A 24,795-nucleotide genomic window follows, 5' to 3' on the forward strand; every position below is an offset into this window, starting at 1 on the left:
TTTTTTTTCTAGTAGTTTTGAAAGTTTGATATAACGCACTTTCAGTCCTCTTAGTTACCTATTTTAGCAACTATTTATGTCCTAATTATAGACGAGGCTTTATTATGCAAACGCAAGAAGAAATGAATGTTCTGGTACCGGAAAAATTAGCAGAAATTGAGCGTGATTTCGATGTCAAAGTTTTGTGGGCTATTGAGTCTGGTAGTCGTGCTTGGGGATTTGAGTCTCCTGATAGTGACTTTGATGTGCGATTTATCTACAAACACAAGCAAAATTTTTATCTCCGTTTAAATGAACAGCGTGATGTTATCGAGCTACCAATTGACGATACTTGGGATGTGAGTGGTTGGGATTTAGACAAGACTTTAAAACTCCTTTATAAGTCAAATCCTACACTGTTTGAATGGTTACAGTCACCAATTGTCTATCAACAAACGGATTTTATCGAGCGCCTACGTCCTCTGGCCAACCAGTACTTTTCTGAGAAGAAAATGCTCCACCATTACTTGAATACTGCTAGAACTCAAATGAATAAGTATCTTTCAGGAGACAAGGTCAAACCTAAAAAGTATTTCTATGCGCTGCGTCCTATTTTGGCTTGTCGTTGGATTGAAAAATACCATTCTGTTCCTCCAATTTTATTTGACGATTTGGTCAAAGAATTGCTTCCTGATGAGATGAAAGAGCATGTATCAAGATTGCTTGATATCAAGGTAAAGGGACCTGAGGGTATGGAAATTGATCCGATTATGCCGATCCAATACTACATCATCAAAAATATCAAAGAGTTGGATGCATACGTTCAAAGTGTTAGAGAGGAAAAGAAAGACTGGAAAGCTCTAAATCAATTTTTCCTTGAAGAATTAGGCCACGACTGAGGTTTTTTATGGGTAAATGGACATGTAAATGCGGGCAAGCAATGAACAACCATAGAGCGCCTGATCCAAATGCTTATTCAGTTTATTCGGATGAGTTCTTAGTAGAAATCATGAATAAAAAAGATGGTAATGATTCAATTTCTTATGAAGACATTTCAGAGGCCTCATTTTATATGTGGAAGTGCCCTGAGTGTGGCAGTTTCATGGTTTTTGGTGAATACGGGGATAGAGATCGCTTTACTTTTTATGAGCGCCAGGAAGTAGAAAAGGTAGAGCCTCTCTTTGATCCAGATCAAGAGTTAAATCTTGTTGTCGTTGAGTTTCAAGAGGGAGGGAATGGCTATACTTATATCTGCGATGACCCAAGTATCCATATTGGGCACGCTGTTATTGTTCCAGTAGGGAAGGAAAATACTGAAAAAACTGCTTTAGTTGTACAGAAGTATCATGCCCTACCAAAGGATATCACTTTTCCTGTTGAGAAGTTAAAACGTGTCATTCGTAGGTATTCACATTTCGACCCAATCACTTCGAAAAACGTTTTTAGAAATTTAAAAAAGCTAGGAAGAATTCTAGATGTTTGCTCTAAAAACGCTAACCCCAACTCTCAGCAAACATATTATAGTATCAAAACTCCTTTAGGCTATTTCTGGTTAGAATTAAATGGAGTTCCGATTCCAATGAAAATCACACAGATTCAAGTCAGCGATAAAAAGTACCAAGTTGATGGTGCCCTTTATATTAAGCCTTCAGAGATTAATTGTAGAAGATTCTATGAATTGGAGTTATGTGCAGATTTTGATATTGATGCCTCGAGATGGATCGATGTTCTCTCTGATGAAAATGTTTGGGGCAATAGCTGGGAACTAAATGGTCTTCAATTTGGTATTACTGCAGGGGAGTCGCCAGAATTTGAAGACGAAGTTGTAGCAAGAAAGTATAGTCGTATCCCACTTTATTATGACTGGCACCCTGAATTTGAAGATTATTATGGCTTCAGTTTAGTCTGGAAAAAATACGAGTCTGATAGCGATTTGTCGATAGATTTCTATACAACATAAGATGCAGGAGAAAATGTATGAATCAAGCATGGGATTTATTGTTTGAGGGCAAGATTGAAGAGGCTAAAAAATTAGTTGAAGCTGATTTTTCATTGGAAACTTGCACGGATTTTAGTTTGTTAAATTTGATGGGGTATATTTATCTTGAAGAGCAAAAATACAACGAGTGCTTAAATATCTATCAGCGTTACATTGACTTAGCACGAACTAAAAGCGACCCAGAAAATGAACATATAGGCTATCATCAGTTAGCCATGGTTTACCGTGAAATGAATGAATTTCAAACAGCCCTTTTCTATATCGAAAGAGAGCAAAAAGTCATTGAAGAAGCTTTTACAGAGGATACCCTCAAATCTTCTGTTAACAATTATGAGCAAGGTTATTTACGATTAAAGCTAGGAAAAGTAGCAGAGGCATTCATGTATATGGAACAGTCCTTAAAACAAGCTTTGCAAACAGATGATTTAATTGCCCAAGCTTGTGCCTATAGAGGTTTAGGAGAGATTGGTTCGATACAAAATCCTGAAGAATCACATGAAAATTTTTTACAAGCTATCGCTCTTTTTGAAAAGGCAGGCGATCAGATTGGTGCTCAAGAGGTTAGAAAATTTCTAGATAATAAAAAGTAGCCTGAAAAGGCTACTTTTTATTAAAACACACGATAGACATAAGGATTTTCTGGTTTGTCTACTTTTGTGAAACTCTCAACTTCCAGTGTTGGGAGTTTTTGTTTGAGTTCTTTATGGTATTGGAGGGTCAGGGTTCCTCTAGCGGTGATCCAAGCATTATCAGGATACTGGCGTGAGTTTCCCTTAGTTAGGAGTCCATATACACCAGAGTCTGCGATACAGTGGATGATCCCAAAGCGAAAGAGGAATTGGCTATCTGGATGGCTAGGATCGTTATAAACAAAGCCTGTAAACTCGATTTTCTTTCCTTCAAACTCTTGAGGATAGTCATAGAGAACTTCCATGACCTCCATATAGTTTTCATCTGTAACCTGAATGGTTGGCTGGGCGAGGTATTTATCAGCTGTAGCCCTCATTTCCTTTTCATAAGCAGATTTGGAAAAATAGGTGCTGGTATCGGGTTTGAGGTATTGACTGGATGTTCCTTCGCTTGCCTGAATGGCTGTGTTGATTCCCTCAGCAAGTGGGAAATGATATCCTTTGGCAGATACGGTTCTCGAGTCTAAACTTACTGTCGGAAAGGCAACTCCAATCAAGAGAGGTAGTGACAGTAAAAGGATGCTGATTCGTCTAGCCCGACGACTTTCCAAATGGCTGTGAGAGTTGATTTTCTTTATCCAGATATAGAATTGGACCAGAGCCAACAGAAGAGAAAGGACCATAGAGATATAGACTAGATAGGAATAGTGGAGGTTAATGTAGTGACTGAGCTTGCCAGATAGCTGCAGATAAAGGGTCAGAGCAAAATAACCTAGTAGAATGATAAATCGGATCATAGCATCACCCCCATCATGTAAGAATAAAGCAAAACAAGCACTGTCACGATGCCCATGAATTGCCAGATGAAGCGTGCTTTTAGATAGTGTTTCATCATGAGGAGATTTTTGATATCAAGCATGGGGCCAATGACCAGAAAAGCAAGGACTGGCGCTAGGCCAAAGCTCGAGAGGAGAGAAGCACCGATAAAGGCGTCCGCCTCGCTACAAAGAGAGAGGAGAAAGGCTAGAAACATGAGCAAGAGAATCGCAAGGACTGGACTTGCGCTGATAGAGGTCAAGATCCGAGTCGGGACATAGACCTGCACGATAGCCGCAAAGAGACAGCCAAAGACCAAGTAACGCCCCATATCGAAAAACTCATCAATAGCTTGTATAAAGACCTGAAACACTTTTCTAGAGGGACTCAAGTGTGAAAAGTCATGTTCATGACAAGTGATAGGATTCTCTTTTTGAATGGGTTCCTTCCAGAAAAATCCTAGGAAAATCCCCAGAATCAAAGCAATCACAATAGCTCCCAGAGCTCGCAAGAAGGCAAGTTTTATTGAATTGCCAAAGGCAGAATATGTAGCGAAAAGAACGATAGGATTGATGATGGGAGCAGTCACCAGAAAAGGAACCGCTGTGTAGCTGGGCACTTTCTTTTCCAGAAAACGATTGATAATCGGAACGATTCCACATTCGCAAGAAGGAAAGAGAAAGCCAATGAAGGTACCAAAAAAGATCCTCCCCCAACGATTTCGAGGAAGAAACTCATAAACTTTATCAGGTGTGATATAGACCTCAATCCAGCCTGAAATGAGACTCCCAATTAGAACAAAAGGAAGGGCTTCAATCATGATGGAGAGAAAGATTGCCCCCGCTTGTAATACACTAGGAGGAAGAGATTGGAAAACAGTCATCTATTTTTTCTTCTCAACTTTTTCTTTTTTGTCTTTGTCATCTGGGAAAGTGATTTGTGTTAAGTCAGGAAGTTTGGCGAATTCTTCAAACATCTTATCCAAGTCGTCGGTTTTTGTAAATTTAACAGCCATGGGCCTACCTCTTTTCTACATTCTACCTCTATTATACTATTATTTTGTGGAAATGGGATTATTTTGATAATCAAAGAGGTAAAAAAGGGTAGGACGAAACAAGGGCTGTCCCTTATGGTATAATAGATTTATGGATAAAAAATATGGAAAAATTTCCCAAGATTTGGGTGTAACCTTAAAGCAAATCGATACTGTTCTAAGTTTGACGGCTGAGGGGGCGACAATTCCCTTCATCGCGCGTTATCGCAAGGACATGACTGGTAGTCTGGATGAGGTGGCGATTAAGGCCATTATCGACTTGGATAAAAGTCTGACAAATCTCAATGACCGTAAGGAAGCTGTCTTGGCTAAGATTCAAGAACAAGGCAAGCTGACCAAGGAATTGGAAGCAGCTATCCTGGCAGCTGAAAAATTAGCAGACGTAGAAGAACTCTACCTTCCTTATAAGGAAAAGCGTCGGACCAAGGCAACTATTGCCCGAGAAGCTGGACTCTTTCCTCTTGCTCGCTTGATTTTGCAGAATGTTACTAGCTTAGAGAAAGAAGCTGAGAAGTTTGTCTGTGAAGGATTTGCGACTGGTCAAGAAGCCTTGGCAGGTGCGGTTGATATCTTAGTCGAAGCCTTATCGGAAGATGTCAATTTACGTGCTATGAGTTATCAGGAAGTGTTGAGACATTCTAAAATCACTTCGCAAGTCAAAGATGAAAGTCTCGATGAAAAACAAGTTTTTCAGATTTACTATGATTTTTCAGAGACAGTTGCTAACATGCAGGGTTATCGTACCTTGGCTCTCAATCGTGGGGAAAAATTAGGCATCTTGAAAGTTGGCTTTGAACATGCGACGGATCGTATTCTTGCTTTCTTTGCTGCCCGGTTCAAGGTGAAAAATGCCTATATAGATGAAGTTGTTCAACAGTCAGTTAAGAAAAAGGTCTTGCCTGCTATCGAACGACGCATTAGGACAGAGTTAACTGAGAAAGCAGAAGAAGGAGCTATCCAACTCTTTTCTGACAACCTGCGCAATCTCCTCTTGGTTGCTCCACTGAAAGGGCGCGTGGTTCTAGGATTTGACCCTGCTTTTCGTACAGGTGCCAAGCTGGCTGTTGTTGACGCAACAGGGAAAATGCTGACGACCCAGGTCATTTATCCTGTTAAACCAGCCTCAGCTCGTCAGATTGAGGGAGCCAAGAAAGATTTAGCCGACCTGATCGGTCAATACGGTGTGGAAATTATTGCCATCGGAAATGGAACAGCCAGCCGTGAAAGCGAAGCCTTTGTGGCGGAAGTTCTGAAAGATTTTCCAGAAGTCAGCTATGTTATCGTCAATGAAAGTGGCGCTTCGGTCTACTCTGCCAGTGAACTTGCTCGTCAGGAATTTCCAGAATTAACCGTTGAAAAACGCTCTGCTATCTCAATCGCCCGTCGTTTGCAAGATCCCCTTGCCGAATTGGTTAAAATCGATCCTAAGTCAATCGGTGTCGGGCAATACCAGCACGATGTTAGTCAGAAGAAACTGTCTGAAAGTCTGGACTTTGTCGTCGATACCGTGGTAAACCAAGTCGGTGTCAATGTTAATACAGCCAGCCCAGCTCTTCTTTCCCACGTAGCTGGACTAAATAAAACCATTTCTGAAAATATCGTCAAATATCGTGAGGAAGAGGGCAAAATCACTTCACGTGCTCAAATCAAGAAGGTTCCTCGTCTGGGTGCAAAAGCCTTTGAGCAGGCAGCTGGTTTCCTTCGTATCCCTGAAAGTAGCAATATCCTCGATAATACAGGAGTTCACCCAGAAAACTACGCTGCAGTCAAGGAGCTCTTCAAACGCTTGGATATCAAGGACTTGAATGAAGAAGCACAAAACAAGCTTAAGTCCCTTTCTGTCAAGGAAATGGCGCAAGAACTAGAACTTGGACCAGAAACCCTTAAGGATATTATTGCTGACCTCCTAAAACCGGGTCGTGATTTCCGTGCTTCTTTTGATGCTCCAGTTCTCCGTCAAGATGTCTTGGATATCAAAGACTTAAAAGTCGGCCAGAAGCTGGAAGGTGTGGTGCGTAATGTCGTTGACTTCGGTGCCTTCGTTGATATCGGGATTCACGAGGACGGCCTGATTCATATTTCCCATATGAGTCGTAAATTTATCAAACACCCCAGCCAAGTGGTGTCAGTGGGAGATTTGGTAACGGTCTGGGTTAAGAAAATCGATACGGAACGTGAAAAAGTCAATCTGTCGCTCCTCGCTCCAGATGAATCTAACTGAGTACGTTCAGTCTGTTTCACTAGAAGACTTTGGTAGACCTTTCACCCACCAAGCCCAGTGGAATTCTCGTCTGCGAACGACAGGTGGGCGATTTTTCCCCAAGGATGGGCATTTGGATTTTAATCCCAAGGTTTATAATGAACTAGGTTTGGAAGTCTTTCGTAAAATCGTGCGCCATGAACTATGTCACTATCACCTTTATTTTCAGAAAAAGGGTTATCGCCATAAGGACCGAGAATTTAAGGAACTATTGAAAGAAGTGGATGGACTGCGCTTTGTACCACCTTTGAAAACACAATCTCAAAGTACCTACCTAGTCTATCAGTGCCAATATTGCCAGCAAAGTTATCAGCGTAAGAGAAGAATTGATACCAAACGCTATCGCTGTGGAGTTTGTCGAGGTAAACTCGTTATCATAAATCGGCCTAAGGACTGATGTTGATAGTTCTGATTCATGCTATACTACTTGTAAGAATACCGAAAGAGGAAACAATCATGAATACAAAATTTTATAAAATGAAACGAAACAGCATGGTATCGGGAGTTTTAGCTGGTCTATCAGACAAGTGGAATTTTGATGTAACCCTAGTCCGCTTTCTCTTCGCCATTTTTACCGTGGCAAATTTTGGAATTGGTGTGATAATCTACATCATCCTTGCTTCTGTCCTGCCAACTAAGGAAGAAATCGAAGCCGAAATGTACGGAACAGGACCACGCAAACGCAAGGAAGCCCAAGCCATTGAAGACAACGATGGTTGGTTTTGGTGAGTCAGATTTGAAAATAGTTTATAGACACTTTCCTTATTTCTCAAAGACGTCAGAAAAAGAAGTGAATTTTAACCCTTGCATCCGCAAGGGTTTTCTTCTTGCCTTTCTTTTATGGTAAAATATTGATAGCGAAATTGCTTGATATTCTTCTATCTTACAAAAATGTAAGATTAAAGTCTCTTTTGTAAGGTTAGGTTATGGCAAGCCGTCTTTTTTTGCGATAAACTAGACTCATAAAGAACAAAGGAGCAAAAACATGAAAAGAATTTTACAAAAGAAAAGAAGAAAACCAAGTCAAAAAGATATCGAGCGTGTTCAACTAGGATGCGCTATGATGCAAGCACAATTTCAATTGATGGGATATTAAGAAGGAGAAGATCATGACACTTTTAGATGTAAAACACGTTCAAAAAATCTACAAAACACGTTTTCAAGGCAACCAAGTAGAGGCTCTCAAAGACATTCACTTTACTGTGGAAAAGGGTGACTACGTTGCTATCATGGGTGAGTCTGGTTCTGGGAAATCCACCCTACTCAACATCCTAGCTATGCTTGACAAGCCAACTCGGGGGCAGGTCTACCTAAACGGAACAGACACAGCCACTATTAAGAATTCACAGGCTTCTAGCTTCCGTCGTGAGAAGTTGGGATTTGTCTTCCAAGATTTTAACTTGCTAGATACCTTGTCTGTTAAGGACAATATATTGCTTCCGTTAGTGTTATCACGAAAACCTATCACAGAGATGATGAAGAAATTGGTAGTGACTGCTGAAAATTTGGGCATCAACCAATTGCAAGAGAAGTACCCTTACGAGATCTCTGGTGGTCAAAAACAGCGGGTAGCAGTAGCACGCGCCATCATCACTGAACCTGAAATTCTCCTTGCGGATGAGCCAACAGGAGCTCTTGATTCCAAGTCATCTGCAGCCTTACTCGATGTATTTGATGAAATCAATGAACGCGGTCAAACTATTCTCATGGTAACCCACTCAACGGCAGCAGCCAGCAGGGCCAAGCGCGTTCTCTTTATCAAAGACGGCATTCTTTACAACCAAATCTACCGTGGAGACAAGACAGAACGTCAAATGTTCCAAGAAATCTCTGATACCTTGACAGTCATGGCAAGTGAGGTGAATTAGTATGTTCCGATTAACCAATAAGTTAGCGGCATCCAACTTGATTAAAAACCGCAAACTCTATTATCCCTTTGCTTTAGCTGTTCTCTTAGCTGTGACCATCACTTATCTCTTTTACTCATTGACACTTAACCCTAATATTGGCAAGATTCGAGGGGGAGAAACTATCTCCATGACGCTAGGTTTCGGTATGGTGATTGTCACTATTGCCTCTGCCATCATCGTCTTTTATGCAAATAGTTTTGTCATGAAAAACCGTTCCAAAGAACTAGGGATTTATGGCATGTTAGGATTAGAAAAACGCCATTTGATCAGTATGGTATTTAAGGAGCTTCTTATATTTGGTTCCCTAACCTTGACAGCTGGACTTGGCCTAGGAGCTCTCTTTGATAAGCTCATCTTTGCTCTGCTTCTGAAGCTAATGAATATGAAGGTGGAGCTCGTAGCGACCTTCCAACCAAGTGTCGTTATCCTAGTTACCCTTATTTTTGGAGCTATTTTCCTAGGTTTGGTTTTTATCAATGCCTTTCGGATTGCACGCATGAATGCCCTTCAGCTCTCTCGTGAGAAAGCCAGTGGTGAGAAAAAAGGACGTTTCTTAAGTCTTCAAACTATTCTAGGTTTGATTAGTATGGGAACAGGCTACTATCTAGCAGTAACAGTTGAAAATCCACTTTCTGCTGTTGTGATTTTCTTTGTGGCAGTCTTGTTGGTAATCTTTGGCACTTACCTCTTGTTTAATGCGGGGATTACAGTATTTCTACAAATTTTGAAGAAAAACAAGCGTTATTATTACCAACCCAACAACATGATTTCCGTATCCAATCTCATCTTCCGTATGAAGAAAAATGCGGTTGGTCTTGCGACGATTGCCATTCTTTCAACCATGGTCTTGGTGACCATGTCTGCTGCAACTAGTATCTTCAAGGCTTCAGAAACCTTCAAGAAATTCATGAATCCACATGATTTTGGAATTTCAGGGCGAAATGTTGATAAAGAAGATTTAGATAAACTTTTGAGTCAGTATGCTAGCGATAAGGGATTAACTGTCACCAAAAAAGAAGTCTTTCGTCACAGCAATTTTGGCATCGAGAGTCAAGATGGAACCAAACTCCGTATCTTTAAAAAGGGGAATAACTTTGTCCAACCGAAAACCATTTTCATGGTCTTTGATCAAAAAGACTATGAAATCATGACTGGTCAAAAACTCTCCCTTTCAGGCAATGAAGTCGGCTTGTTTACTAAGAATAAGGTGCTTGAAGGGCAGAAAGAACTCACTCTAAATGACCAGACTTACACTGTTAAAGAAGAAATTAAAAATGATTTCGTTCTGGAACATGTGCCAAATCAGTTTAACATTCTCACATCTGACTACAATTATCTTGTTGTTCCTAATCTGCAAGCCTTTATTGATCAATATCCGGATTCTTCTCTTTTTGATCAACTTTATGGTGGCATGAATGTAACAGCTAGTGAAGAAGAACAGCTCAAACTCGCTGACGACTTTACAGAATACCTTCGTAACTTCAATAGAGACTTAAACAAAGAGGGAAGCTATGTATACGGAAGCAATCTGGCTGATAGCAGTGCGCAAATAAGTGCCCTTTATGGAGGTGTCTTCTTCATCGGTATCTTCCTCTCTATCATCTTTATGGTAGGAACAGTTCTCGTTATCTACTACAAACAGATCTCTGAGGGCTATGAAGACCGTGAACGTTTCATCATTTTGCAAAAGGTCGGACTCGATCAAAAGCAAATCAAGCAAACGATTAACAAACAGGTTCTAACTGTTTTCTTCCTTCCATTGCTATTTGCTTTCCTACACCTTGCTTTTGCCTATCATATGCTTAGCCTCATCCTAAAAGTTATTGGCGTGCTCGATGCGACCATGATGTTGACCGTCACTCTGTCCATTTGTGCCATCTTCCTCATCGTCTACGTTTTAATCTTTATGATTACTTCAAGAAGCTATCGTAAGATTGTACAAATGTAAAAAAGATACCTCGAAATTCATCGAGGTATTTCTTTTATCTTAGATACTAAAGAGTTGTCCCAAGAGGAAGGTTACGCCCATGGTGAGAAGTCCGATACAGAGGTTACGGATCATAGCAGTTCTCGTAGGAGCTTTTCCTAATTTAGCACTGGTATAGCCGGTAATAAGAAGGGAAAGGGCCACGATAAAAACAGTAGCAGGAATGCGATAGTCACTTGGAAAGACGGTGATTGAAAGCATAGGAGGAAGACTTCCCAGTACAAAGGCGATAAAGCTAGAGATCGCAGCATGCCAAGGGTTGGTAAACTCTTCGTACTCGATTCCATACTTTTCTTCGACCAAGGCTTTAAGAGGATTTTTCAAAAAGGCCTTGTTGGTCAAGAGTTGGGCGGACGTTTCACACTCACCATTCTGAAGGTAAGCAGCATAGAGGGATTGTTTTGCAGATTCCATATCTTTATCCAAGAGTAATTGCTCTCTAGCAACAGCGGCTTCTTCCGTATCTTTCTGAGTGGATACAGAGACATATTCGCCACCTGCCATAGAAAAAGCACCAGCGAGGATAGCGGCTAGTCCTGATAAAAAGATAATCCAGATATTGCTTGTCGCACTAGCAACCCCGATTACGACTCCAGCAATGGAAATAATCCCATCATTGGCACCGAGAACGCCCGCTCGTAAGATATTGAGTCGCCCTGCAAAGTTTGCATCAATTTCATGTTTTATTTCTGTCATAGTCATCTCCTTTCTTTTCATTATAGAGAAAAGAGTAGGGGAATACAAACTTTTTAAACTATCTGAAAAAAGTTCTACGATTCTAATTTTTAAGCCCTTTTCGACTTTACCGAAAAAGCACGGCAATACAGTAGCCACTCCTACTGTACTAGTCCTTTTTTAGCTTATCTATGGTATAATAGAAGGTAGATTTATCAATTGGAGTATGAAGGATTTTATGATTAAACTTGTAGCAACCGATATGGATGGAACCTTTCTAGACGGAGAGGGTCGGTTTGATATGGAACGCCTCAAAAACTTGCTTGTTTCCTACAAGGAAAAAGGAATTTATTTTGCAGTGGCTTCGGGTCGTGGCATCTTATCCCTTAAAAAGCTATTTGCTGATGTGCGTGATGAAGTGATTTTTATAGCTGAAAATGGGAGTTATGTTGAGTTTCATGGGAAGAATATGTACGAGGCTACGATGTCTCGAGACTTTTACTTGAGCACTTTTGAAGCTTTAAAGAAATCACCCTATTTTGATGAAAGAAAAATGCTTCTGACAGGGAAAAAAGCTTGTTATGTATTGGAAACAGTGGATGAAACTTATCTTAAGTTAAGCAGTCACTACAATGAGAATATTCAAAAAGTAGCGAGTTTGGAAGATATCACAGATGAGATTTTTAAATTTACTACTAACTTTACAGAAGATACGATAGAAGCTGGGGAGGCCTGGGTCAACGAAAATGTTTCTGGTGTGAAAGCCATGACAACTGGTTTTGAATCCATTGATATTGTCTTGGACTACGTTGATAAGGGTGTGGCTATTGTTGAGCTAGCCAAAAAACTGGGGCTTAGCATGGATCAGGTCATGGCTTTTGGCGATAATCTCAATGACCTTCACATGATGCAGGTCGTCGGGCATCCAATCGCTCCTGAAAACGCGCGACCAGAGATTTTAGAATTAGCAGAGACAGTGATTGGCCACCATAAGGACCAGTCAGTAATGGCTTATATGGAGGGTTTGTAATGGCAGATATTAAATTGATTGCACTGGATTTGGACGGTACTTTGCTGACAACGGATAAAAAGTTGACAGATCGTACCAAGGCGGTCCTCAAGGCTGCGCGTGATCGTGGTATCAAGGTCGTTCTGACAACAGGTCGTCCTTTGAAGGCTATGGATTTCTTTCTCCATGAGCTAGGGACTGATGGTCAGGAGGACGAGTACACCATCACCTTTAATGGAGGGCTTGTTCAGAAAAATACGGGCGAGATTCTCGATAAAACAGTCTTTTCAATCGACGATGTGGCACGCTTGTACGAGGAAACTGAAAAACTAGGGTTGCCGTTAGATGCTATTTCAGAAGGAACAGTCTATCAAATCCAGTCGGACCAAGAAAGTCTCTATGCTAAGTTTAATCCAGCTCTGACTTTCGTGCCAGTCGCTTTTGAAGAGCTATCTAGTCAGATAACTTATAATAAATGCGTGACTGCCTTCCCCCAAGAACCCTTGGATGCAGCGATTCAACAGATTTCTCCAGAATTGTTTGACCAATATGAAATCTTCAAATCGCGTGAACTCTTATTGGAATGGTCGCCAAAAAATGTCCACAAGGCAACAGGGTTAGCGAAATTAATTAAACACTTGGGTATCGACCAAAGTCAAGTCATGGCTTGTGGGGACGAGGCCAATGACCTTTCTATGATTGAGTGGGCAGGTCTGGGAGTTGCCATGCAAAATGCAGTTCCTGCGGTTAAAGCAGTTGCCAATGTCATTACCCCCATGACCAACGACGAGGAAGCCGTTGCATGGGCTATCGAAGAATACGTGCTAAAGGAGAACTAGAATATGGGATTGTTTGACCGTTTATTCGGGAAAAAAGAAGAGCCGAAAATCGAAGATATTGTAAAAGAAGCTCTGGAAAATCTTGATTTGTCAGAAGAGGTTGAAGAAAACCAAACGGCAGTCGAAGAAACAAGTCAGGAAGAGACAGTAGCGGAAAAAGTGGAAGAAACACTTGCTCAAGAAGAACTTTCTCAGGTCACGACAGATGAGGTCATTGAACCAGAAGCAGTCGAGGAAAATGCTCAGGAAGAGTTTGAGCTAGAAGTTGATGAGACAGAGCAAAGCCAAGAGCCTGAAGAAGTTTTAGAAGAAGAGAGCCAAGAATCTCTAGAAAGTGACGAAGAGCCAGCTTTTGAAGTAGTAGAAGAATATCCACGAGTTGAAGAAACGGTTCAGGAAAAATATGACCGCAGTCTCAAGAAAACGCGTACGGGATTCGGAGCACGCTTGAATGCCTTCTTTGCCAACTTCCGTTCTGTCGATGAAGACTTTTTTGAAGAATTAGAAGAACTGCTCATCATGAGTGACGTTGGTGTGCAGGTCGCTTCGAACCTAACAGAAGAGCTTCGCTATGAAGCTAAATTAGAAAATGCTAAGAAGCCTGATGCACTTCGCCGTGTCATTATCGAGAAATTGGTTGAGCTCTACGAAAAGGATGGCAACTACGATGAACAAATCCATTTCCAAGATGGCTTGACAGTTATGCTCTTTGTTGGAGTGAATGGCGTTGGTAAAACCACCTCTATCGGGAAATTGGCTCATCGCTACAAACAAGCTGGCAAGAAAGTCATGCTGGTTGCGGCAGATACCTTCCGTGCTGGAGCTGTTGCCCAGCTAGCTGAATGGGGCCGTCGTGTTGATGTTCCTGTTGTGACGGGGCCTGAAAAGGCTGATCCAGCTAGTGTGGTCTTTGATGGGATGGAACGTGCTGTAGCAGAAGGGATTGATATCCTTATGATTGATACAGCAGGTCGTCTGCAAAACAAGGACAACCTTATGGCCGAGTTGGAAAAGATTGGTCGCATTATCAAACGTGTCGTTCCTGAAGCACCTCATGAAACCTTCCTGGCACTCGATGCTTCAACTGGACAGAATGCCTTGGTACAAGCTAAGGAATTTTCGAAGATAACACCATTGACTGGAATTGTTTTGACAAAAATTGACGGAACTGCCCGAGGTGGTGTTGTACTAGCTATCCGTGAAGAACTCAATATCCCAGTGAAATTGATTGGTTTTGGTGAAAAAATCGATGATATCGGGGAATTTAACTCAGAAAACTTTATGAAGGGTCTCTTAGAGGGCTTGATTTAATACAAAATAAATATCCTGCAAGTCAATCTTGCAGGATATTTTTGCTATTCTAAACGGCCATCTTCACGATAGGCGATATCAGGTTAGCGCCTTTGTTGTAGGTATAGTGGCGGTTGAACGCAATACAACAAAGATTGTCTAAAAACAGCAACCGAGTGCGTACTACACACCCCCTATGTCAGGACTGAAGGTTTTGTGCGGGCTACGGCTTGCTGGTTGCGCTCAATCATGATGTGGTTACGGTAGGCAACACCACACAGATGTTTGCCGCTGCGGTCGTAAACGATAGTGAGAAGTTGAATTGTTAAAGAAGGGGAAAGACCGTCTGATAAGGCTTAGGATAGTGTTTTCAGACGGCATGGTGTTATTTTTGTTAGATTTGCTAAATAATAAATATTTTTAAAATTGGTTGTTCAAAATTTTTTAAATTTCCTCTAGTTTTTCTTTCATCAAGTTTTCTAGCCAGTTTTCAAATTTTTCAAATTCAGTATCCTCTTCCCACTCTTCAGGAGGAATATCAGGAAAAAAAACACCAAAATTTTCATTTTCTTTTGTAAGAAGGAAACCAGCTTGATCGCCAGTTCTTGGAATGGAAATAGTAATTAAGATATTAGGGAATAAATTACAATCAGTTCCTTCAAAAACTTGTTGTGACCAATCATAAAGCTCGTAAGGAGCTAAAAAATCGAATCCAGGTAGTAACTCATCTTGAAACAAAGTACAAGATCCTACTGTTAGAAGAAATTCTCTATATATTCTAGGGAATGTGACTTTAAATTTTTTTTCAAAATCATTTATCTCATCTAAAGAAACATCATATCTTTTTTTAAAAATAAAATTTGATTTTCCATAATTAATTAAGTTTCCATTACTAGATTTGATTAAATCTTGTATATCTACAAGAATTTTTTTGAAATTATCCATAAATTAATATCCTTCATTCAATTTTTATATCTATTATCTAGGAACAATATAGTTAATTATTCCTGTTGAGGGTGCTATATGGCAAATGTGTTCGTAGGGCAGGCCCAGTACCGTGTATAGTTCCAGTATGAGGGTGTTTCACAGGAGTTGGACTCCACCATGTATTTGAACACCACCATTTTTAAGTGGAATTATATGATGAGGAGTGGCTCCTGCAGGCCATGTATGCCCTGTTCCAAGTTCCCACTTTCGTATTAAGCTTTTTTGTCTTCGAGAAAAGTTTCTACGCATCATGCGATTTTGTTGGACGCTTCTTTGTTTTGCACTAGGTAGTTTATCCTTAATCAAACATTTTTGTCTTTGACTAACAGGAATCAGTGACCACTTATCAACATCATCCATAATATCATCATACTGGAATAATTCTTCTAAGCTTCTTATTCCGTTTTCTCTTCAAACCTAATGGATCAAACCAAGCATTTGTATTAGAAGCAAAACTATACAAATTGCTCCCACCTAATAGTAAGATAGGATCCTGATTTACAAACCGTCCCGAATGCTGCTCATAATACCTGAAGAAGTTGTAATGAAGCCCCGTTTCACGGTCGGCGTACTAGTTTTGCAGGCGGAAGGGTTGGTGAGCGCTATCCGTTACCTTGGTTTCTTCTTTTAGATGACCTTACTGGAACATTGGGTCTCAACTCACCCTAGGACGACTATTTGAATTTCTGTTTAATTAGAATTAATTAATATTCAACACTTAATTAAATTTATTTATCAAAAGCGGTTGGATCAAAAACAGAGATATATTTTATATTCATTTTGATGGCTTCTTCGAACGGAGGGTCATCTTCAGAAACTTCCAGTGCAATTCCTTCAATAATTTTTGAAAAAAAAGCTTCTTCACATTCATCGTAATAGAAACCTAAATTAGAATTTAAGATATCATTGATAGGCATTCCTATTTTAATAGTTCTGAATTTACCTTGATATCCTTCTAATGCAGAAATTTTATAAATTTCTCCTGAAGTAATATCTACGTTAATTTCAATTGGGATATCAGTAAATATATATCTGCATGAATTAACATTAGTTTGAAAAAATTTTAATTTTCCATTTAACATATTTTTATTAATGATACTGGAGTAATTTATAATATTGTCTTTTAATCTGATTCCCCCTAAACTCTTCGCGGGGATAATTTCATCATAAATATTCATTATCAACCTTTCATATTATTCTGCAGGAAATCTTTGCGTTCCACTTTTATCAGAAGATACTTTCCAATAAGGTGCCCCCTCATAATGCCTAGGGTTCCCTGGGTGGTATTGAATGTAACAATCAGTAAATTCATTACCCCGTGAATTTAATTCTCTTAATGTAAATCCTTTATTGTCTCCACGAGTTTTACTCATTACGTCTTGCTGTATAGTTTTTCATTTGAGGATCAAATTTGTTGTGAACCATCAAAATTTGTGTCTAACCCATCTATATATTTCTCAAAATCAAGGTGATATAGTTTTTTTAAATTTCTAATCCAGATAACAAATTCAAAGAAAGTCTTAATATTTTCATCTGTTATTTCAAATATCCCGTTGTCTTGGTGAGATTCTTGGATAGCTGAGATAATTCTCTTAAATATTTCTTTATTTTTCCTAATTTCATCAATAGGTAACGTTTGTAATCTATCGATAAAAAATAATTCATCCTCAATACTTAAAATAGAGGGTAAGTTTTCCAATTTTTCATTTAGTTTAAAAATAGTATTCATATTATTTCCTGGTTAGTATGGTTTGACCTTTTTCGTCGGGATGTCGAGGATATTGTGGGCGGGATTGAATGCGAACAGTTCGCTGCTGGCTTTGCCTTTTCAGACGGCCTAGGGGGTCTAGTTCGTAACGGCTGGAGAGCTTACCTTTATGTTTTGTTGGGTCTCGTCGACCCAACCTATGGTCTAAAAATGGTCTTAAAGAGGCTTTTTACCTTTAAATACATTAAATCTTGATAGATTTGCTCCTTTTGATTGAATATGTTTTATAGCTAATTCAAATTCATTAAATTCATTGAATTCTTCTATCTCATAATCTTCAGCCTGATCCAATTTATTTTTGGGTACCGTATAGTAATATGTAATATAAATTCCATTACTTTTCTTAATAGCAAACACTTGATAAACAACTTCTCCATCAATTTCAATAAGTTCATCATATCCTTTTGTTTGTAAATTAGTTAAATTTAACATATCTATTTTCCTATAATATCAATAAGTACTTGTTTTCCATCCGGACATCTAATATTTATATGCGGGTATTTTCCATGTCCTGTTCCTTTTGGATTATCATGTTCTTTACAACGCCCCGTTTCTTTATACATAGCATAATCTTTTCCTGATTCACAAACCGCCCGGCATCCTGTTCATAATACCTGAAGAAGTTGTAATGCAACCCGGTTTCTTTATCAAAGTATTGGTTTTGAAGTCGGAACGGCTGATGCGTGTTCTTGTAAAACCTTTCATCCTTTTTCAACGATCTCAAAGAAGATAGTGAGGTCGTCCTTACACAATTTAGATTCTAAATAGGGTTATCTTGTAGAAAGGAGTACCACATATCATCTATATCAGCACTATCAAATATATATTTATATCCACTTCCAAATATATATTCCTCAATAAATGAAGAGAAAGGAATACTTTTTCTACTATCAACATTAAATGTTACTTGATCATTGAGCCTATTTAAAAAAATTGGTTCATATAAAACTTGTCCTATTTCATAAGTATAGTCTTGTAAATTTTTTGGTACTCTATATTGTCTATCCAATATCTCTTCTGTACTCCATAATTCTATATCTCCAAAAGAACCTCCATTACATAATAATAAAAATTGTTTATGTTCAGGTGCCAAAAATTGCTCTAGCTGTTCACTTATCCTATCCGCACCTTGAGGAATATTTCCGTATAAAGGAGCATCAGGTAAGTTAGACAAACAATTTCTATAATGTTTAATTATTTGAGATAAGTTCATAACAACCTCCAATCATAAATGTGATTAATATTCTACAGAATACGTATTTTTTATAGGAGTACCTACAGGTAAATACCTTATTTGAGGCCAAATTTGTATATTCGGCGCAAACTGATATAGATTATCCCCGCCCCACAACCCAATCGGATCCTGATTCACAAACGGCCCCGCATCAGGTTCATAATACCTGAAGAAGTTGTAATGCAGCCCCGTCCCACGGTAGGCATACTGGTTCCGTAAGCGGGAGGGTTGGTATGCGCTATCCGTTACATTGGTTTCCTCTTTCAGACTGCCCCAAGCGGTGTATTCGCCGAATCACAAGAGGTTGCGACTTTATCGGTCATCTCTCTCTGTACACCGATTTGGTCACAGTGGAAGTAGTGGGTCTGTTGGTCGCTTTCTCCGTCTTCATTAATGAGGTTTCGATAGGCGAAACCGCGTGCGTACGGTACACAACCTGCATATTCAGGCTACAACTTGCTGTTGTGTAAACAACTCGACGATTTCTAGAATATTAGTCATGTGGTTTGTTATTAAGAATATCTAACCATGCATCCTGTGTAAAGACTATTTCCTCGTAATTAATACCATCATCGATATCGCTGACACCAATGACATAAATTAGAGCATTGTTATCTTCTAGTATGCTCGATTCAAAATTTTCTAGACTCGGATTATTTTGAAATGAGCTTATGAAATTTGGGATTTTATTTTCATTGCTCATAATAACTATAGTTGTTAGAGAGGGACCGCAATCATATAAAAGATTTTCAAAATAATCTTCGTCAATTGGTTTTAAAAATTCAATAATTCCTATACGACTTGGAATGAATTTTAACAAAAAACCAAAAAAGCCTTTTTTAAGGTTACCATGCCATATAATCTTAACATTATGATTTTTAGATAGAGATTCAAAAAATTTTAAATCTAACCCAGTTGCACATAAAAAGCAGCGGTAATTTGGACTCTTATTTACTTTTTCTAAAATATTTTTCAAGTTAATCTGAGTGTTTTTTTCACTGCTTTCTCTTTGAATTCTTTTATACATTTTCCAATCCTCTATATTTATTTGTTTTTTGATATGAAAATGCCCTGGATCTCTAGTTCTCCACCATAATTTACCTGGAGGCAGGTGTTTATTTCGAATATATTGATTAAACCTTCTTAGTGTGGGATTTCCTATTTGATTAACATATTTTCCATTTTTAGCTGGAGAAGCACCCCATGAAATAGAGTTTTTAGTTTTAAACCATCCAGACTTGCTATAGGATGGTTTCTTTCTTGCAGGGCCAAAGGCATTTTTACCTTTACTGGTAGCTAATTTGCCAGCCTTCCCTAATGTTGGTCCAGCTACTGCACCGATAGCACCACTAGTTGCAACGCTTCCATAGTCGATATCACTCCATTTTTTGCCATTTGCTATGTTAGAAACTACTTGAATGCAAGCATCAGTAGCAGCTCCAGAAGGCAGCAACAATTAATATTGGAATGAATGCAATGTTTCCACTTGGATCAACCCAGATTTGCACATTAGGTGCAAATCTATATAAATTCTCTCCACCAAGTAATCCGATTGAGTCCTGATTGATAAACCGCCCTGCATCCGACTCATAATACCTGAAGAAGTTGTAATGCAAACCGGTCTCTTCATCGAAGTATTGGTTTTGCAATCTAAACGGCTGATGCGCGTTCTTGTAAACCCTCTAATTCTTTTTCAGACGACCTAGGGGATCGAGTTCGTAGCGGCTGGAGAGTTTGCCCTGTGTGCGGAAGATTTCGCGGTGCAGCTTATCGTGTTCGATGTCGGTGATGACTTCGTCGTCGAGACTGATTTGGTGCAGGTGTCCGCTACCGTAATACAGGTAGTTGATCTGTCTGCCGTCAGGGACGTATTGGTTAGCGGTTTCCTGAACCTTGTCGTTATCGCGGGCGAAGGTGCGAATCAGCCGTCCCAATACATCTCGTTTGGATTCGGTTTAGATTATTCTTCATTTGGATAGGCTAACAGTGGGCTAAAATCTACCTTCCATATATCTAGTTCATATAATCTTCCATCGCTATAAGAGTATAACGTCGCTAATACAGGGACATCATCTTTGTCATTAAATTGATATTCTGATATAGCTATAATTTCTAGATTGTTTTTTTCATTATGCTCATTTAAAAATGAAATGCTACCCATCCCCTCATCATCAAGAGAAATAACACTATCAGTAAAAGAGGTTTTTAAACTATCATATTGGGGCTTTTTATTAGCCAATAAAATTTTGAGTAGATTAACCTCATTACTTGTAAGCGGTCGTTTATTAAATTCCATGTATCCTCCCTACATTTAAAGTACCATTTTTTAATTTAAATTCTGTATATTGAATATCTATACCATTTACTGTAATTTTTTGATTAAAAGGTTTGCCATTTGGGACTTGATTAGCACATTTGGATAAATCGGCTATTACTGCTTTTTTTACTAACTCTCTATCTAATCCTAAATCATCAGTATGCCGAAAGGCGTGATAAATTTGATTAGGATTACTTCCAAACTGTATATTTAATAGACCTAATGGGTCAAACCAAGTTTTTGCGTTAAATGCAAATTGATAAAAATTCTCCCCACCCCATAGCCTAATTGGATCCTGATTCACAAACCGACCCGCATCCGGCTCATAATACCTGAAGAAGTTGTAATGCAGCCCCGTCTCGTGGTCGACGTACTGGTTTTGCAGGCGGAAGGGCTGGTATGCGTTATCCGTTACCTTGGTTTCCTCTTCTAGACAATCCCAGCCGGTATAGTTGCCGAACCATAAGAGGTTGCCGTCTTTATCGGTCATCTCACGCGGGATACCGATTTGGTCGCAGTGGAAGTAGTGGGTCTGTTGGCGGTTTTCGCCGTCTTCGGTTGTCCAATCGTGGACTTGCGCTAAAGGCTTGTAGGAATCTTGATCGGTGTAGATATAGGTATACCTGCCGTCCGCGTACACTTCCTGTAAGAGGTGGCTGCCGTCCCAAACGAAGCGGGTTTGGTTTTCGAGGCCGTTCCCGCTTAAATCATGCGGGAATGACGTTTCTGAAACTTCTTTGTCTTTCAGACGGCCTTGCAGGTGTATTGTGTCTTAACCCAACCTACGGCTACTACATGATTCAATTTTATCTTGCTAGTCGATTGTATTAGTAATTTTGGTGTTTTAATTTACCTCAATTCCATCAACATATTGAGAATCCTCAATATATACAGTTGAGAAGCTTTGTATAAAGTCGGGAGTTTTTTGGTCATCTCTTTTGGGTTTGAAGAATCCTTTCATAATTGTCCAATCGTATATAGATATATCAATAGGGTACTTTGATAACGTTCCACTAATTTTATATTTTTCTATCCATTGAACAGCTTTTTCTTTAGTTGAAAAGATAGCCGATGGGAAGCTTGCTCTGCTTCCTTGAACAACCCACATGTAAAATTCATTCATAGTCATGTCCTTTTTAGTTTTGTTTAAGTTGTTTGTACGAAGAATAATCCACCAGATAGATCTCGATTTATAAAAATATATCCGATGTTCTCAGTTAGATAAAAAATTTCATTTACTTTTTCAGGTAGATCCATTCCTAAGATTTGACCTATGAAAATATATTTTTCTAGAAAATCATCACTCTCTTGCTGTAAATATTCAGGTCGTCCTCCTAAAAAACTCATTTCATCTAAATTCTCAATAGGATTAATTGGATAAAATTTATCTAGGTTAAACTTGAACTGATGTTTATCTCCGATGATAACTCTCGTGTATCCTTGAATAGCATCGTCAATTTCAGTAATGTAGTCAAGAAAATAATCTTCTTCATCATAATAAGAAAAAACGTAAATTGCTTTATCTTTATATTCCTTATCCTGAAAATCTGTTTTTAATTGAGGTGCAATTGTTAATAGATTTTCAATTGGTATAAAAGCAACCAATGCTAACTCATGACCATCTGGCGCTATCACTTTATTTGAATAGTCTAAATCTAGCCCAACTAATATATTATTTATATTGGGTTTACAATCTAAAAAGTTAAAATTAACGTATCCATTTTTTTTCATTTAAATTCTCCTAAAAATTTAAGGGCATTTCTTACCTGCTTTTTTCAATTTTCTAAGAAATTTATTGGCTTCTTTTCTTAATCCTCCTCCTCCAGAAGTTTTAGGTTTGTAAAGATAATCGGCTAAATCTTATTAATTAATTGATATTTATCAATATTTTTAATTCGTCTGGTAGTTTGGCACCATTTCTATATGCCTTTTTAGCCCAAAATATGGCTTTCTCTTTATAGCCTTGTGTGAAAAATAAATCAGCTAAATTGAATTGGGCAATTGGATGTCCATTTTTTGCCGCTATCTCTAGCCATTTAAATTCCAAATCTTGATCTAAAGATACAAACATATGGTATTGATACAATTTAAATGCTGAGTTTTTATCTCCATTAGTGGCCTTCTCTTCGAGAATATGAATTTCTTCATCTGAAATCCAATAAATACTACCTGTTGATATGCAATTAGTCATTTTCTCATTCCTTTCTGGTTGTTGTTTACATGATATTAAAGGTGTTGATTCCCATCGGTGTTAATTTCCCGTTACTTGGGAACCAAAGATATTCATTTGATGCTTTAACTATAGTATTTAATTCATTAGCAATTTGTTTTCCGAGAGGGTTTGCTCCTTTTCCTGTATTACAGGATAAAATCTCAACCGTCATACTTGACTTATAGTTAGGATTTTTTTAATTCTCGCTGCTAATTTTTTAGCATCTAATCTTTCACCTGTAGCCCCATCTACCATCAACGAAGGATTGTCATGCCCTCCTACTTGGAAAGTATTCGATTTATTGGCAACTTTTTGAACGTAAGAGTGTATGTCTTCATTAGCTGGGAATAAATTCATATCAAGTCCAGCTAAACCTAACCAATCGACCCATACTTAGGTATTAGGTGCAAACCAATAAAGATTCTCGCCCCCCACAACCCAATCGGAAGGGTTGGTGCGCTGTTCCCGTTACGTTCGTTTCGCTCTTCAGTTTACCCCAACCATAATAATCCCCGAACCAAACCAGGTTGCCTTCACCATCGGTCATTTCTCTCGGGATGCCGATTTGGTAGCAGTGGAAGTAGTGGGTTTGTTGTCAGCTTTCGCCATCTTCAGTTGTCCAGTCGTGGACTTGCGCTAAAGGTTCGTGTGTACCGTAATGCCCTATGTCAGGATTGGAAGTTTCATGCAGGCTACGACTTGCTACATTATATGTATCTTTATCATTATCTGAATTGTCAGGACAACGATTTTTATATAAGAAGAAGGTCGTCTGAAAATCATTTCATACAAGCATGTAAGTTAGAAATTTATTGTAACTATTTTTTCATGATTATTTTCTTCCCAGTATTGTTTGTAGAAAGATAATGCATCATGTATTAAATAATATAACTCACTATTTCTATCCTTTAGTTTATTAATATTATTAAAATTCAAAATAATTTCTTTCTCTTGAATCCAACTTAAATCTCTCATGCATTCATCTAAAGCATCTAAATTTGATCCAAAATAGCTTGGAAAATTAAGTTCTTGATTTAATGTATTTAAAAAAATTTGTTTTGTTTTTAATTTTAATAAATTTATATCTATGATCTTTTTATTGGTATTCATAATGCAACCTCCCTATGCTTCCTGCTAAATAGGTTCAAATATTTGCAGAATTGGTACGATTTTTCCATTTTCCAAGGTAGTAGAATCCGTTATTCGGTATAGATATAGCTATATCTGCCGTCCGGGGGAACTTCTTGCAAGAGGTGGCTGCTACCACATAGTCTTAAAATTTTTACTACGTAAACAATGCTAGAATTTTCTACATATTGCGATATTACGCAAGATATAGCTTGCATAAATTATTGTGCCAAATACCCTGTGTCATAATCTAAATCGTCAGTTTCCACAAACTCATCTAAGAAAAGATATATTTCTTCTATATCTACTGGAATTGGGATGTTTATCGCATAGAAATTTACATTAAATGCTTCAAACTCACATCCAAGATCTATTAGTTTCGTTAGTATTTTATCTTTAAATTTCTGATTTTCATTAAAGAAAACAATCCGCAATGTACTATTTTGACTATGAATTATCGTTTTATCATAGAATAAGTAATTTTCTTCCGTTTGTATTCCACTAACAATATCACCTAAAGAGATTTCTTTGCTATAAAAAGGAATATTATTTATTTTAAGATAGCCTTCTTCAGTCACTTCTGCCCAAATGCTTTCCATAGATACTGGAGGATAACCATCAATTACTTCTAGATTTAAAAAAAGCTTTTTCATTTTCATTACCTTATATAACCTTGCTACCTACTGTAGGAACTTAATTTAA

Annotated in this window: 33 protein-coding genes and 3 pseudogenes; 11 read left to right on the forward strand and 25 right to left on the reverse strand. The window is 38.5% G+C overall.

Annotated features, from left to right (window positions below; all coding sequences use genetic code 11):
- The first annotated feature begins 104 nt into the window (after positions 1–104).
- The 3 genes from ACT17O_RS04595 to ACT17O_RS04605 are packed head-to-tail and all read left to right on the forward strand — an operon-like array spanning position 105 to position 2,568.
- Positions 105–878, forward strand: coding sequence for a nucleotidyltransferase domain-containing protein (locus ACT17O_RS04595; protein WP_444817829.1), 774 nt, complete (start codon positions 105–107; stop codon positions 876–878).
- Between the two features lie 8 nt (positions 879–886).
- Entirely contained in the window at positions 887–1,939 is a 1,053-nt protein-coding gene (locus ACT17O_RS04600; protein WP_444817830.1) for a hypothetical protein, read from the forward strand.
- Between the two features lie 17 nt (positions 1,940–1,956).
- Positions 1,957–2,568 carry a tetratricopeptide repeat protein gene (locus ACT17O_RS04605; protein ID WP_444817831.1) on the forward strand — a complete coding sequence of 204 codons (612 nt, stop codon included), beginning with the start codon at positions 1,957–1,959 and terminating at the stop codon, positions 2,566–2,568.
- A gap of 20 nt (positions 2,569–2,588) precedes the next feature.
- Here the strand turns inward: ACT17O_RS04605 and ACT17O_RS04610 are convergent, their stop codons facing one another.
- Genes ACT17O_RS04610 through ACT17O_RS04620 form a run of 3 tightly spaced genes read right to left on the reverse strand, consistent with a single transcriptional unit; the run spans position 2,589 to position 4,438 of the window.
- Entirely contained in the window at positions 2,589–3,404 is an 816-nt protein-coding gene (locus ACT17O_RS04610; RefSeq protein ID WP_109290080.1) for a TIGR03943 family putative permease subunit, read from the reverse strand.
- A complete protein-coding gene (locus ACT17O_RS04615) occupies positions 3,401–4,306 on the reverse strand; it encodes a permease (RefSeq protein ID WP_129313029.1) in 906 nt (301 codons plus the stop codon). Before ACT17O_RS04615 ends, ACT17O_RS04610 begins: the two co-directional genes overlap by 4 nt.
- Complete coding sequence (locus ACT17O_RS04620) at positions 4,307–4,438, reverse strand: SPJ_0845 family protein (RefSeq protein WP_109290078.1); 132 nt, start codon at positions 4,436–4,438, stop codon at positions 4,307–4,309.
- A gap of 130 nt (positions 4,439–4,568) precedes the next feature.
- Between ACT17O_RS04620 and ACT17O_RS04625 the strand changes: the two genes are divergently transcribed.
- The 5 genes from ACT17O_RS04625 to ACT17O_RS04645 all read left to right on the forward strand — a co-directional run bounded on the left by ACT17O_RS04625 (position 4,569) and on the right by ACT17O_RS04645 (position 10,595).
- Complete coding sequence (locus ACT17O_RS04625) at positions 4,569–6,698, forward strand: Tex family protein (RefSeq protein WP_129313027.1); 2,130 nt, start codon at positions 4,569–4,571, stop codon at positions 6,696–6,698.
- Positions 6,685–7,134 carry a SprT family protein gene (locus ACT17O_RS04630; protein WP_129313025.1) on the forward strand — a complete coding sequence of 150 codons (450 nt, stop codon included), beginning with the start codon at positions 6,685–6,687 and terminating at the stop codon, positions 7,132–7,134. The genes ACT17O_RS04625 and ACT17O_RS04630 overlap by 14 nt, the downstream gene beginning before the upstream one ends.
- A gap of 59 nt (positions 7,135–7,193) precedes the next feature.
- Positions 7,194–7,466 carry a PspC domain-containing protein gene (locus ACT17O_RS04635; protein ID WP_129313023.1) on the forward strand — a complete coding sequence of 91 codons (273 nt, stop codon included), beginning with the start codon at positions 7,194–7,196 and terminating at the stop codon, positions 7,464–7,466.
- Between the two features lie 380 nt (positions 7,467–7,846).
- The gene (locus ACT17O_RS04640) at positions 7,847–8,605 is read left to right on the forward strand and encodes an ABC transporter ATP-binding protein (protein ID WP_000173369.1); all 759 of its coding nucleotides are present in this window, start codon (positions 7,847–7,849) and stop codon (positions 8,603–8,605) included.
- Position 8,606: 1 nt separating this feature from the next.
- A complete protein-coding gene (locus tag ACT17O_RS04645; RefSeq protein WP_444817832.1) occupies positions 8,607–10,595 on the forward strand; it encodes an FtsX-like permease family protein in 1,989 nt (662 codons plus the stop codon).
- Between the two features lie 39 nt (positions 10,596–10,634).
- On the opposite strand, the gene ACT17O_RS04650 is transcribed toward ACT17O_RS04645, so the two are convergent.
- Entirely contained in the window at positions 10,635–11,330 is a 696-nt protein-coding gene (locus ACT17O_RS04650) for a VIT1/CCC1 transporter family protein (protein WP_129313019.1), read from the reverse strand.
- Between the two features lie 217 nt (positions 11,331–11,547).
- On the opposite strand from ACT17O_RS04650, the gene ACT17O_RS04655 reads away from it, so the two are divergent.
- The 3 genes from ACT17O_RS04655 to ftsY are packed head-to-tail and all read left to right on the forward strand — an operon-like array spanning position 11,548 to position 14,468.
- Positions 11,548–12,339, forward strand: a complete 792-nt coding sequence (locus ACT17O_RS04655; protein WP_444817833.1) for a Cof-type HAD-IIB family hydrolase — start codon at positions 11,548–11,550, stop codon at positions 12,337–12,339.
- Positions 12,339–13,157, forward strand: coding sequence for a Cof-type HAD-IIB family hydrolase (locus tag ACT17O_RS04660; protein ID WP_444817834.1), 819 nt, complete (start codon positions 12,339–12,341; stop codon positions 13,155–13,157). The genes ACT17O_RS04655 and ACT17O_RS04660 overlap by 1 nt, the downstream gene beginning before the upstream one ends.
- Positions 13,158–13,160: 3 nt before the next feature.
- A complete protein-coding gene (gene ftsY / locus ACT17O_RS04665; protein WP_444817835.1) occupies positions 13,161–14,468 on the forward strand; it encodes a signal recognition particle-docking protein FtsY in 1,308 nt (435 codons plus the stop codon).
- 423 nt (positions 14,469–14,891) lie between these two features.
- Here ftsY and ACT17O_RS04670 read toward each other — a convergent pair whose 3' ends face one another.
- The 21 genes and pseudogenes from ACT17O_RS04670 to ACT17O_RS04770 form a co-directional block, all read right to left on the reverse strand.
- Positions 14,892–15,392, reverse strand: a complete 501-nt coding sequence (locus ACT17O_RS04670; RefSeq protein ID WP_444817836.1) for an SMI1/KNR4 family protein — start codon at positions 15,390–15,392, stop codon at positions 14,892–14,894.
- Between the two features lie 409 nt (positions 15,393–15,801).
- A pseudogene (locus ACT17O_RS04675) lies at positions 15,802–15,993 on the reverse strand (RHS repeat-associated core domain-containing protein); the annotation flags it as partial.
- Between the two features lie 169 nt (positions 15,994–16,162).
- Positions 16,163–16,612 (reverse strand): hypothetical protein, encoded by a 450-nt coding sequence (locus ACT17O_RS04680; RefSeq protein WP_444817837.1) that lies wholly within the window; start codon positions 16,610–16,612, stop codon positions 16,163–16,165.
- 227 nt (positions 16,613–16,839) lie between these two features.
- Positions 16,840–17,163, reverse strand: coding sequence for a hypothetical protein (locus tag ACT17O_RS04685; protein ID WP_061586953.1), 324 nt, complete (start codon positions 17,161–17,163; stop codon positions 16,840–16,842).
- Positions 17,164–17,358: 195 nt separating this feature from the next.
- A complete protein-coding gene (locus ACT17O_RS04690) occupies positions 17,359–17,634 on the reverse strand; it encodes a hypothetical protein (protein WP_033629652.1) in 276 nt (91 codons plus the stop codon).
- A 2-nt stretch (positions 17,635–17,636) separates the two neighbouring features.
- Complete coding sequence (locus ACT17O_RS04695) at positions 17,637–17,765, reverse strand: hypothetical protein (protein ID WP_263283991.1); 129 nt, start codon at positions 17,763–17,765, stop codon at positions 17,637–17,639.
- Between the two features lie 17 nt (positions 17,766–17,782).
- Positions 17,783–17,926 (reverse strand): annotated as a pseudogene (locus tag ACT17O_RS04700) (RHS repeat-associated core domain-containing protein); the annotation flags it as partial.
- A gap of 36 nt (positions 17,927–17,962) precedes the next feature.
- The gene (locus ACT17O_RS04705) at positions 17,963–18,415 is read right to left on the reverse strand and encodes a hypothetical protein (protein ID WP_061586955.1); all 453 of its coding nucleotides are present in this window, start codon (positions 18,413–18,415) and stop codon (positions 17,963–17,965) included.
- 24 nt (positions 18,416–18,439) lie between these two features.
- The gene (locus ACT17O_RS04710) at positions 18,440–18,703 is read right to left on the reverse strand and encodes an RHS repeat-associated core domain-containing protein (RefSeq protein WP_196755706.1); all 264 of its coding nucleotides are present in this window, start codon (positions 18,701–18,703) and stop codon (positions 18,440–18,442) included.
- Between the two features lie 226 nt (positions 18,704–18,929).
- A complete protein-coding gene (locus tag ACT17O_RS04715) occupies positions 18,930–19,889 on the reverse strand; it encodes a hypothetical protein (RefSeq protein ID WP_444817838.1) in 960 nt (319 codons plus the stop codon).
- A pseudogene (locus ACT17O_RS04720) lies at positions 19,864–20,091 on the reverse strand (RHS repeat-associated core domain-containing protein); the annotation flags it as partial. The pseudogene ACT17O_RS04720 and the gene ACT17O_RS04715, both read right to left, overlap by 26 nt.
- Before the next feature lie 27 nt (positions 20,092–20,118).
- The gene (locus ACT17O_RS04725; protein WP_444817839.1) at positions 20,119–20,370 is read right to left on the reverse strand and encodes a hypothetical protein; all 252 of its coding nucleotides are present in this window, start codon (positions 20,368–20,370) and stop codon (positions 20,119–20,121) included.
- A 26-nt stretch (positions 20,371–20,396) separates the two neighbouring features.
- Positions 20,397–20,732, reverse strand: coding sequence for a DUF6984 family protein (locus tag ACT17O_RS04730; protein ID WP_444817840.1), 336 nt, complete (start codon positions 20,730–20,732; stop codon positions 20,397–20,399).
- Complete coding sequence (locus tag ACT17O_RS04735; protein WP_444817841.1) at positions 20,722–21,393, reverse strand: RHS repeat-associated core domain-containing protein; 672 nt, start codon at positions 21,391–21,393, stop codon at positions 20,722–20,724. The genes ACT17O_RS04730 and ACT17O_RS04735 overlap by 11 nt, the downstream gene beginning before the upstream one ends.
- Before the next feature lie 204 nt (positions 21,394–21,597).
- Positions 21,598–21,876 (reverse strand): DUF7710 domain-containing protein, encoded by a 279-nt coding sequence (locus tag ACT17O_RS04740; protein WP_444817842.1) that lies wholly within the window; start codon positions 21,874–21,876, stop codon positions 21,598–21,600.
- Positions 21,877–21,899: 23 nt separating this feature from the next.
- On the reverse strand, positions 21,900–22,484 hold the full coding sequence (locus ACT17O_RS04745; protein ID WP_209283186.1) for a hypothetical protein: 585 nt from the start codon (positions 22,482–22,484) through the stop codon (positions 21,900–21,902).
- 136 nt (positions 22,485–22,620) lie between these two features.
- Positions 22,621–22,944, reverse strand: coding sequence for a sel1 repeat family protein (locus tag ACT17O_RS04750; protein WP_444817843.1), 324 nt, complete (start codon positions 22,942–22,944; stop codon positions 22,621–22,623).
- A gap of 189 nt (positions 22,945–23,133) precedes the next feature.
- Entirely contained in the window at positions 23,134–23,322 is a 189-nt protein-coding gene (locus ACT17O_RS04755) for a hypothetical protein (protein WP_209283185.1), read from the reverse strand.
- 43 nt (positions 23,323–23,365) lie between these two features.
- A complete protein-coding gene (locus ACT17O_RS04760) occupies positions 23,366–23,512 on the reverse strand; it encodes a hypothetical protein (protein ID WP_444817844.1) in 147 nt (48 codons plus the stop codon).
- A gap of 254 nt (positions 23,513–23,766) precedes the next feature.
- Positions 23,767–24,075 (reverse strand): barstar family protein, encoded by a 309-nt coding sequence (locus tag ACT17O_RS04765; protein WP_061586962.1) that lies wholly within the window; start codon positions 24,073–24,075, stop codon positions 23,767–23,769.
- Between the two features lie 239 nt (positions 24,076–24,314).
- Positions 24,315–24,746: a DUF4265 domain-containing protein gene (locus ACT17O_RS04770; RefSeq protein WP_414338398.1), complete on the reverse strand. Its 432-nt coding sequence runs from the start codon at positions 24,744–24,746 to the stop codon at positions 24,315–24,317.
- Positions 24,747–24,795 lie beyond the last annotated feature (49 nt).

The sequence above is a fragment of the Streptococcus sp. HJ1 genome (genome assembly GCF_052399005.1).
GTDB lineage: Bacteria > Bacillota > Bacilli > Lactobacillales > Streptococcaceae > Streptococcus.

What these genes read in the sequence shown, in the direction of transcription:
- ACT17O_RS04640 (WP_000173369.1), top strand. Translation starts at nt 7,847, where the DNA reads ATGACACTTTTAGATGTAAAACACGTTCAAAAAATCTACAAAACACGT.
- ACT17O_RS04705 (WP_061586955.1), bottom strand. Translation starts at nt 18,415, where the DNA reads ATGAACTTATCTCAAATAATTAAACATTATAGAAATTGTTTGTCTAAC.
- ACT17O_RS04635 (WP_129313023.1), top strand. Translation starts at nt 7,194, where the DNA reads ATGAATACAAAATTTTATAAAATGAAACGAAACAGCATGGTATCGGGA.
- ACT17O_RS04645 (WP_444817832.1), top strand. Translation starts at nt 8,607, where the DNA reads ATGTTCCGATTAACCAATAAGTTAGCGGCATCCAACTTGATTAAAAAC.
- ACT17O_RS04765 (WP_061586962.1), bottom strand. Translation starts at nt 24,075, where the DNA reads ATGAATACCAATAAAAAGATCATAGATATAAATTTATTAAAATTAAAA.
- ACT17O_RS04685 (WP_061586953.1), bottom strand. Translation starts at nt 17,163, where the DNA reads ATGAATACTATTTTTAAACTAAATGAAAAATTGGAAAACTTACCCTCT.
- ACT17O_RS04655 (WP_444817833.1), top strand. Translation starts at nt 11,548, where the DNA reads ATGATTAAACTTGTAGCAACCGATATGGATGGAACCTTTCTAGACGGA.
- ACT17O_RS04615 (WP_129313029.1), bottom strand. Translation starts at nt 4,306, where the DNA reads ATGACTGTTTTCCAATCTCTTCCTCCTAGTGTATTACAAGCGGGGGCA.
- ACT17O_RS04670 (WP_444817836.1), bottom strand. Translation starts at nt 15,392, where the DNA reads ATGGATAATTTCAAAAAAATTCTTGTAGATATACAAGATTTAATCAAA.
- ftsY (WP_444817835.1), top strand. Translation starts at nt 13,161, where the DNA reads ATGGGATTGTTTGACCGTTTATTCGGGAAAAAAGAAGAGCCGAAAATC.
- ACT17O_RS04625 (WP_129313027.1), top strand. Translation starts at nt 4,569, where the DNA reads ATGGATAAAAAATATGGAAAAATTTCCCAAGATTTGGGTGTAACCTTA.
- ACT17O_RS04750 (WP_444817843.1), bottom strand. Translation starts at nt 22,944, where the DNA reads ATGACTAATTGCATATCAACAGGTAGTATTTATTGGATTTCAGATGAA.
- ACT17O_RS04620 (WP_109290078.1), bottom strand. Translation starts at nt 4,438, where the DNA reads ATGGCTGTTAAATTTACAAAAACCGACGACTTGGATAAGATGTTTGAA.
- ACT17O_RS04595 (WP_444817829.1), top strand. Translation starts at nt 105, where the DNA reads ATGCAAACGCAAGAAGAAATGAATGTTCTGGTACCGGAAAAATTAGCA.
- ACT17O_RS04610 (WP_109290080.1), bottom strand. Translation starts at nt 3,404, where the DNA reads ATGATCCGATTTATCATTCTACTAGGTTATTTTGCTCTGACCCTTTAT.
- ACT17O_RS04680 (WP_444817837.1), bottom strand. Translation starts at nt 16,612, where the DNA reads ATGAATATTTATGATGAAATTATCCCCGCGAAGAGTTTAGGGGGAATC.
- ACT17O_RS04760 (WP_444817844.1), bottom strand. Translation starts at nt 23,512, where the DNA reads ATGACCGATGGTGAAGGCAACCTGGTTTGGTTCGGGGATTATTATGGT.
- ACT17O_RS04650 (WP_129313019.1), bottom strand. Translation starts at nt 11,330, where the DNA reads ATGACAGAAATAAAACATGAAATTGATGCAAACTTTGCAGGGCGACTC.
- ACT17O_RS04695 (WP_263283991.1), bottom strand. Translation starts at nt 17,765, where the DNA reads ATGTATAAAGAAACGGGGCGTTGTAAAGAACATGATAATCCAAAAGGA.
- ACT17O_RS04740 (WP_444817842.1), bottom strand. Translation starts at nt 21,876, where the DNA reads ATGAATGAATTTTACATGTGGGTTGTTCAAGGAAGCAGAGCAAGCTTC.
- ACT17O_RS04770 (WP_414338398.1), bottom strand. Translation starts at nt 24,746, where the DNA reads ATGAAAAAGCTTTTTTTAAATCTAGAAGTAATTGATGGTTATCCTCCA.
- ACT17O_RS04690 (WP_033629652.1), bottom strand. Translation starts at nt 17,634, where the DNA reads ATGTTAAATTTAACTAATTTACAAACAAAAGGATATGATGAACTTATT.
- ACT17O_RS04600 (WP_444817830.1), top strand. Translation starts at nt 887, where the DNA reads ATGGGTAAATGGACATGTAAATGCGGGCAAGCAATGAACAACCATAGA.
- ACT17O_RS04660 (WP_444817834.1), top strand. Translation starts at nt 12,339, where the DNA reads ATGGCAGATATTAAATTGATTGCACTGGATTTGGACGGTACTTTGCTG.
- ACT17O_RS04605 (WP_444817831.1), top strand. Translation starts at nt 1,957, where the DNA reads ATGAATCAAGCATGGGATTTATTGTTTGAGGGCAAGATTGAAGAGGCT.
- ACT17O_RS04745 (WP_209283186.1), bottom strand. Translation starts at nt 22,484, where the DNA reads ATGAAAAAAAATGGATACGTTAATTTTAACTTTTTAGATTGTAAACCC.
- ACT17O_RS04755 (WP_209283185.1), bottom strand. Translation starts at nt 23,322, where the DNA reads ATGAATTTATTCCCAGCTAATGAAGACATACACTCTTACGTTCAAAAA.
- ACT17O_RS04730 (WP_444817840.1), bottom strand. Translation starts at nt 20,732, where the DNA reads ATGGAATTTAATAAACGACCGCTTACAAGTAATGAGGTTAATCTACTC.
- ACT17O_RS04630 (WP_129313025.1), top strand. Translation starts at nt 6,685, where the DNA reads ATGAATCTAACTGAGTACGTTCAGTCTGTTTCACTAGAAGACTTTGGT.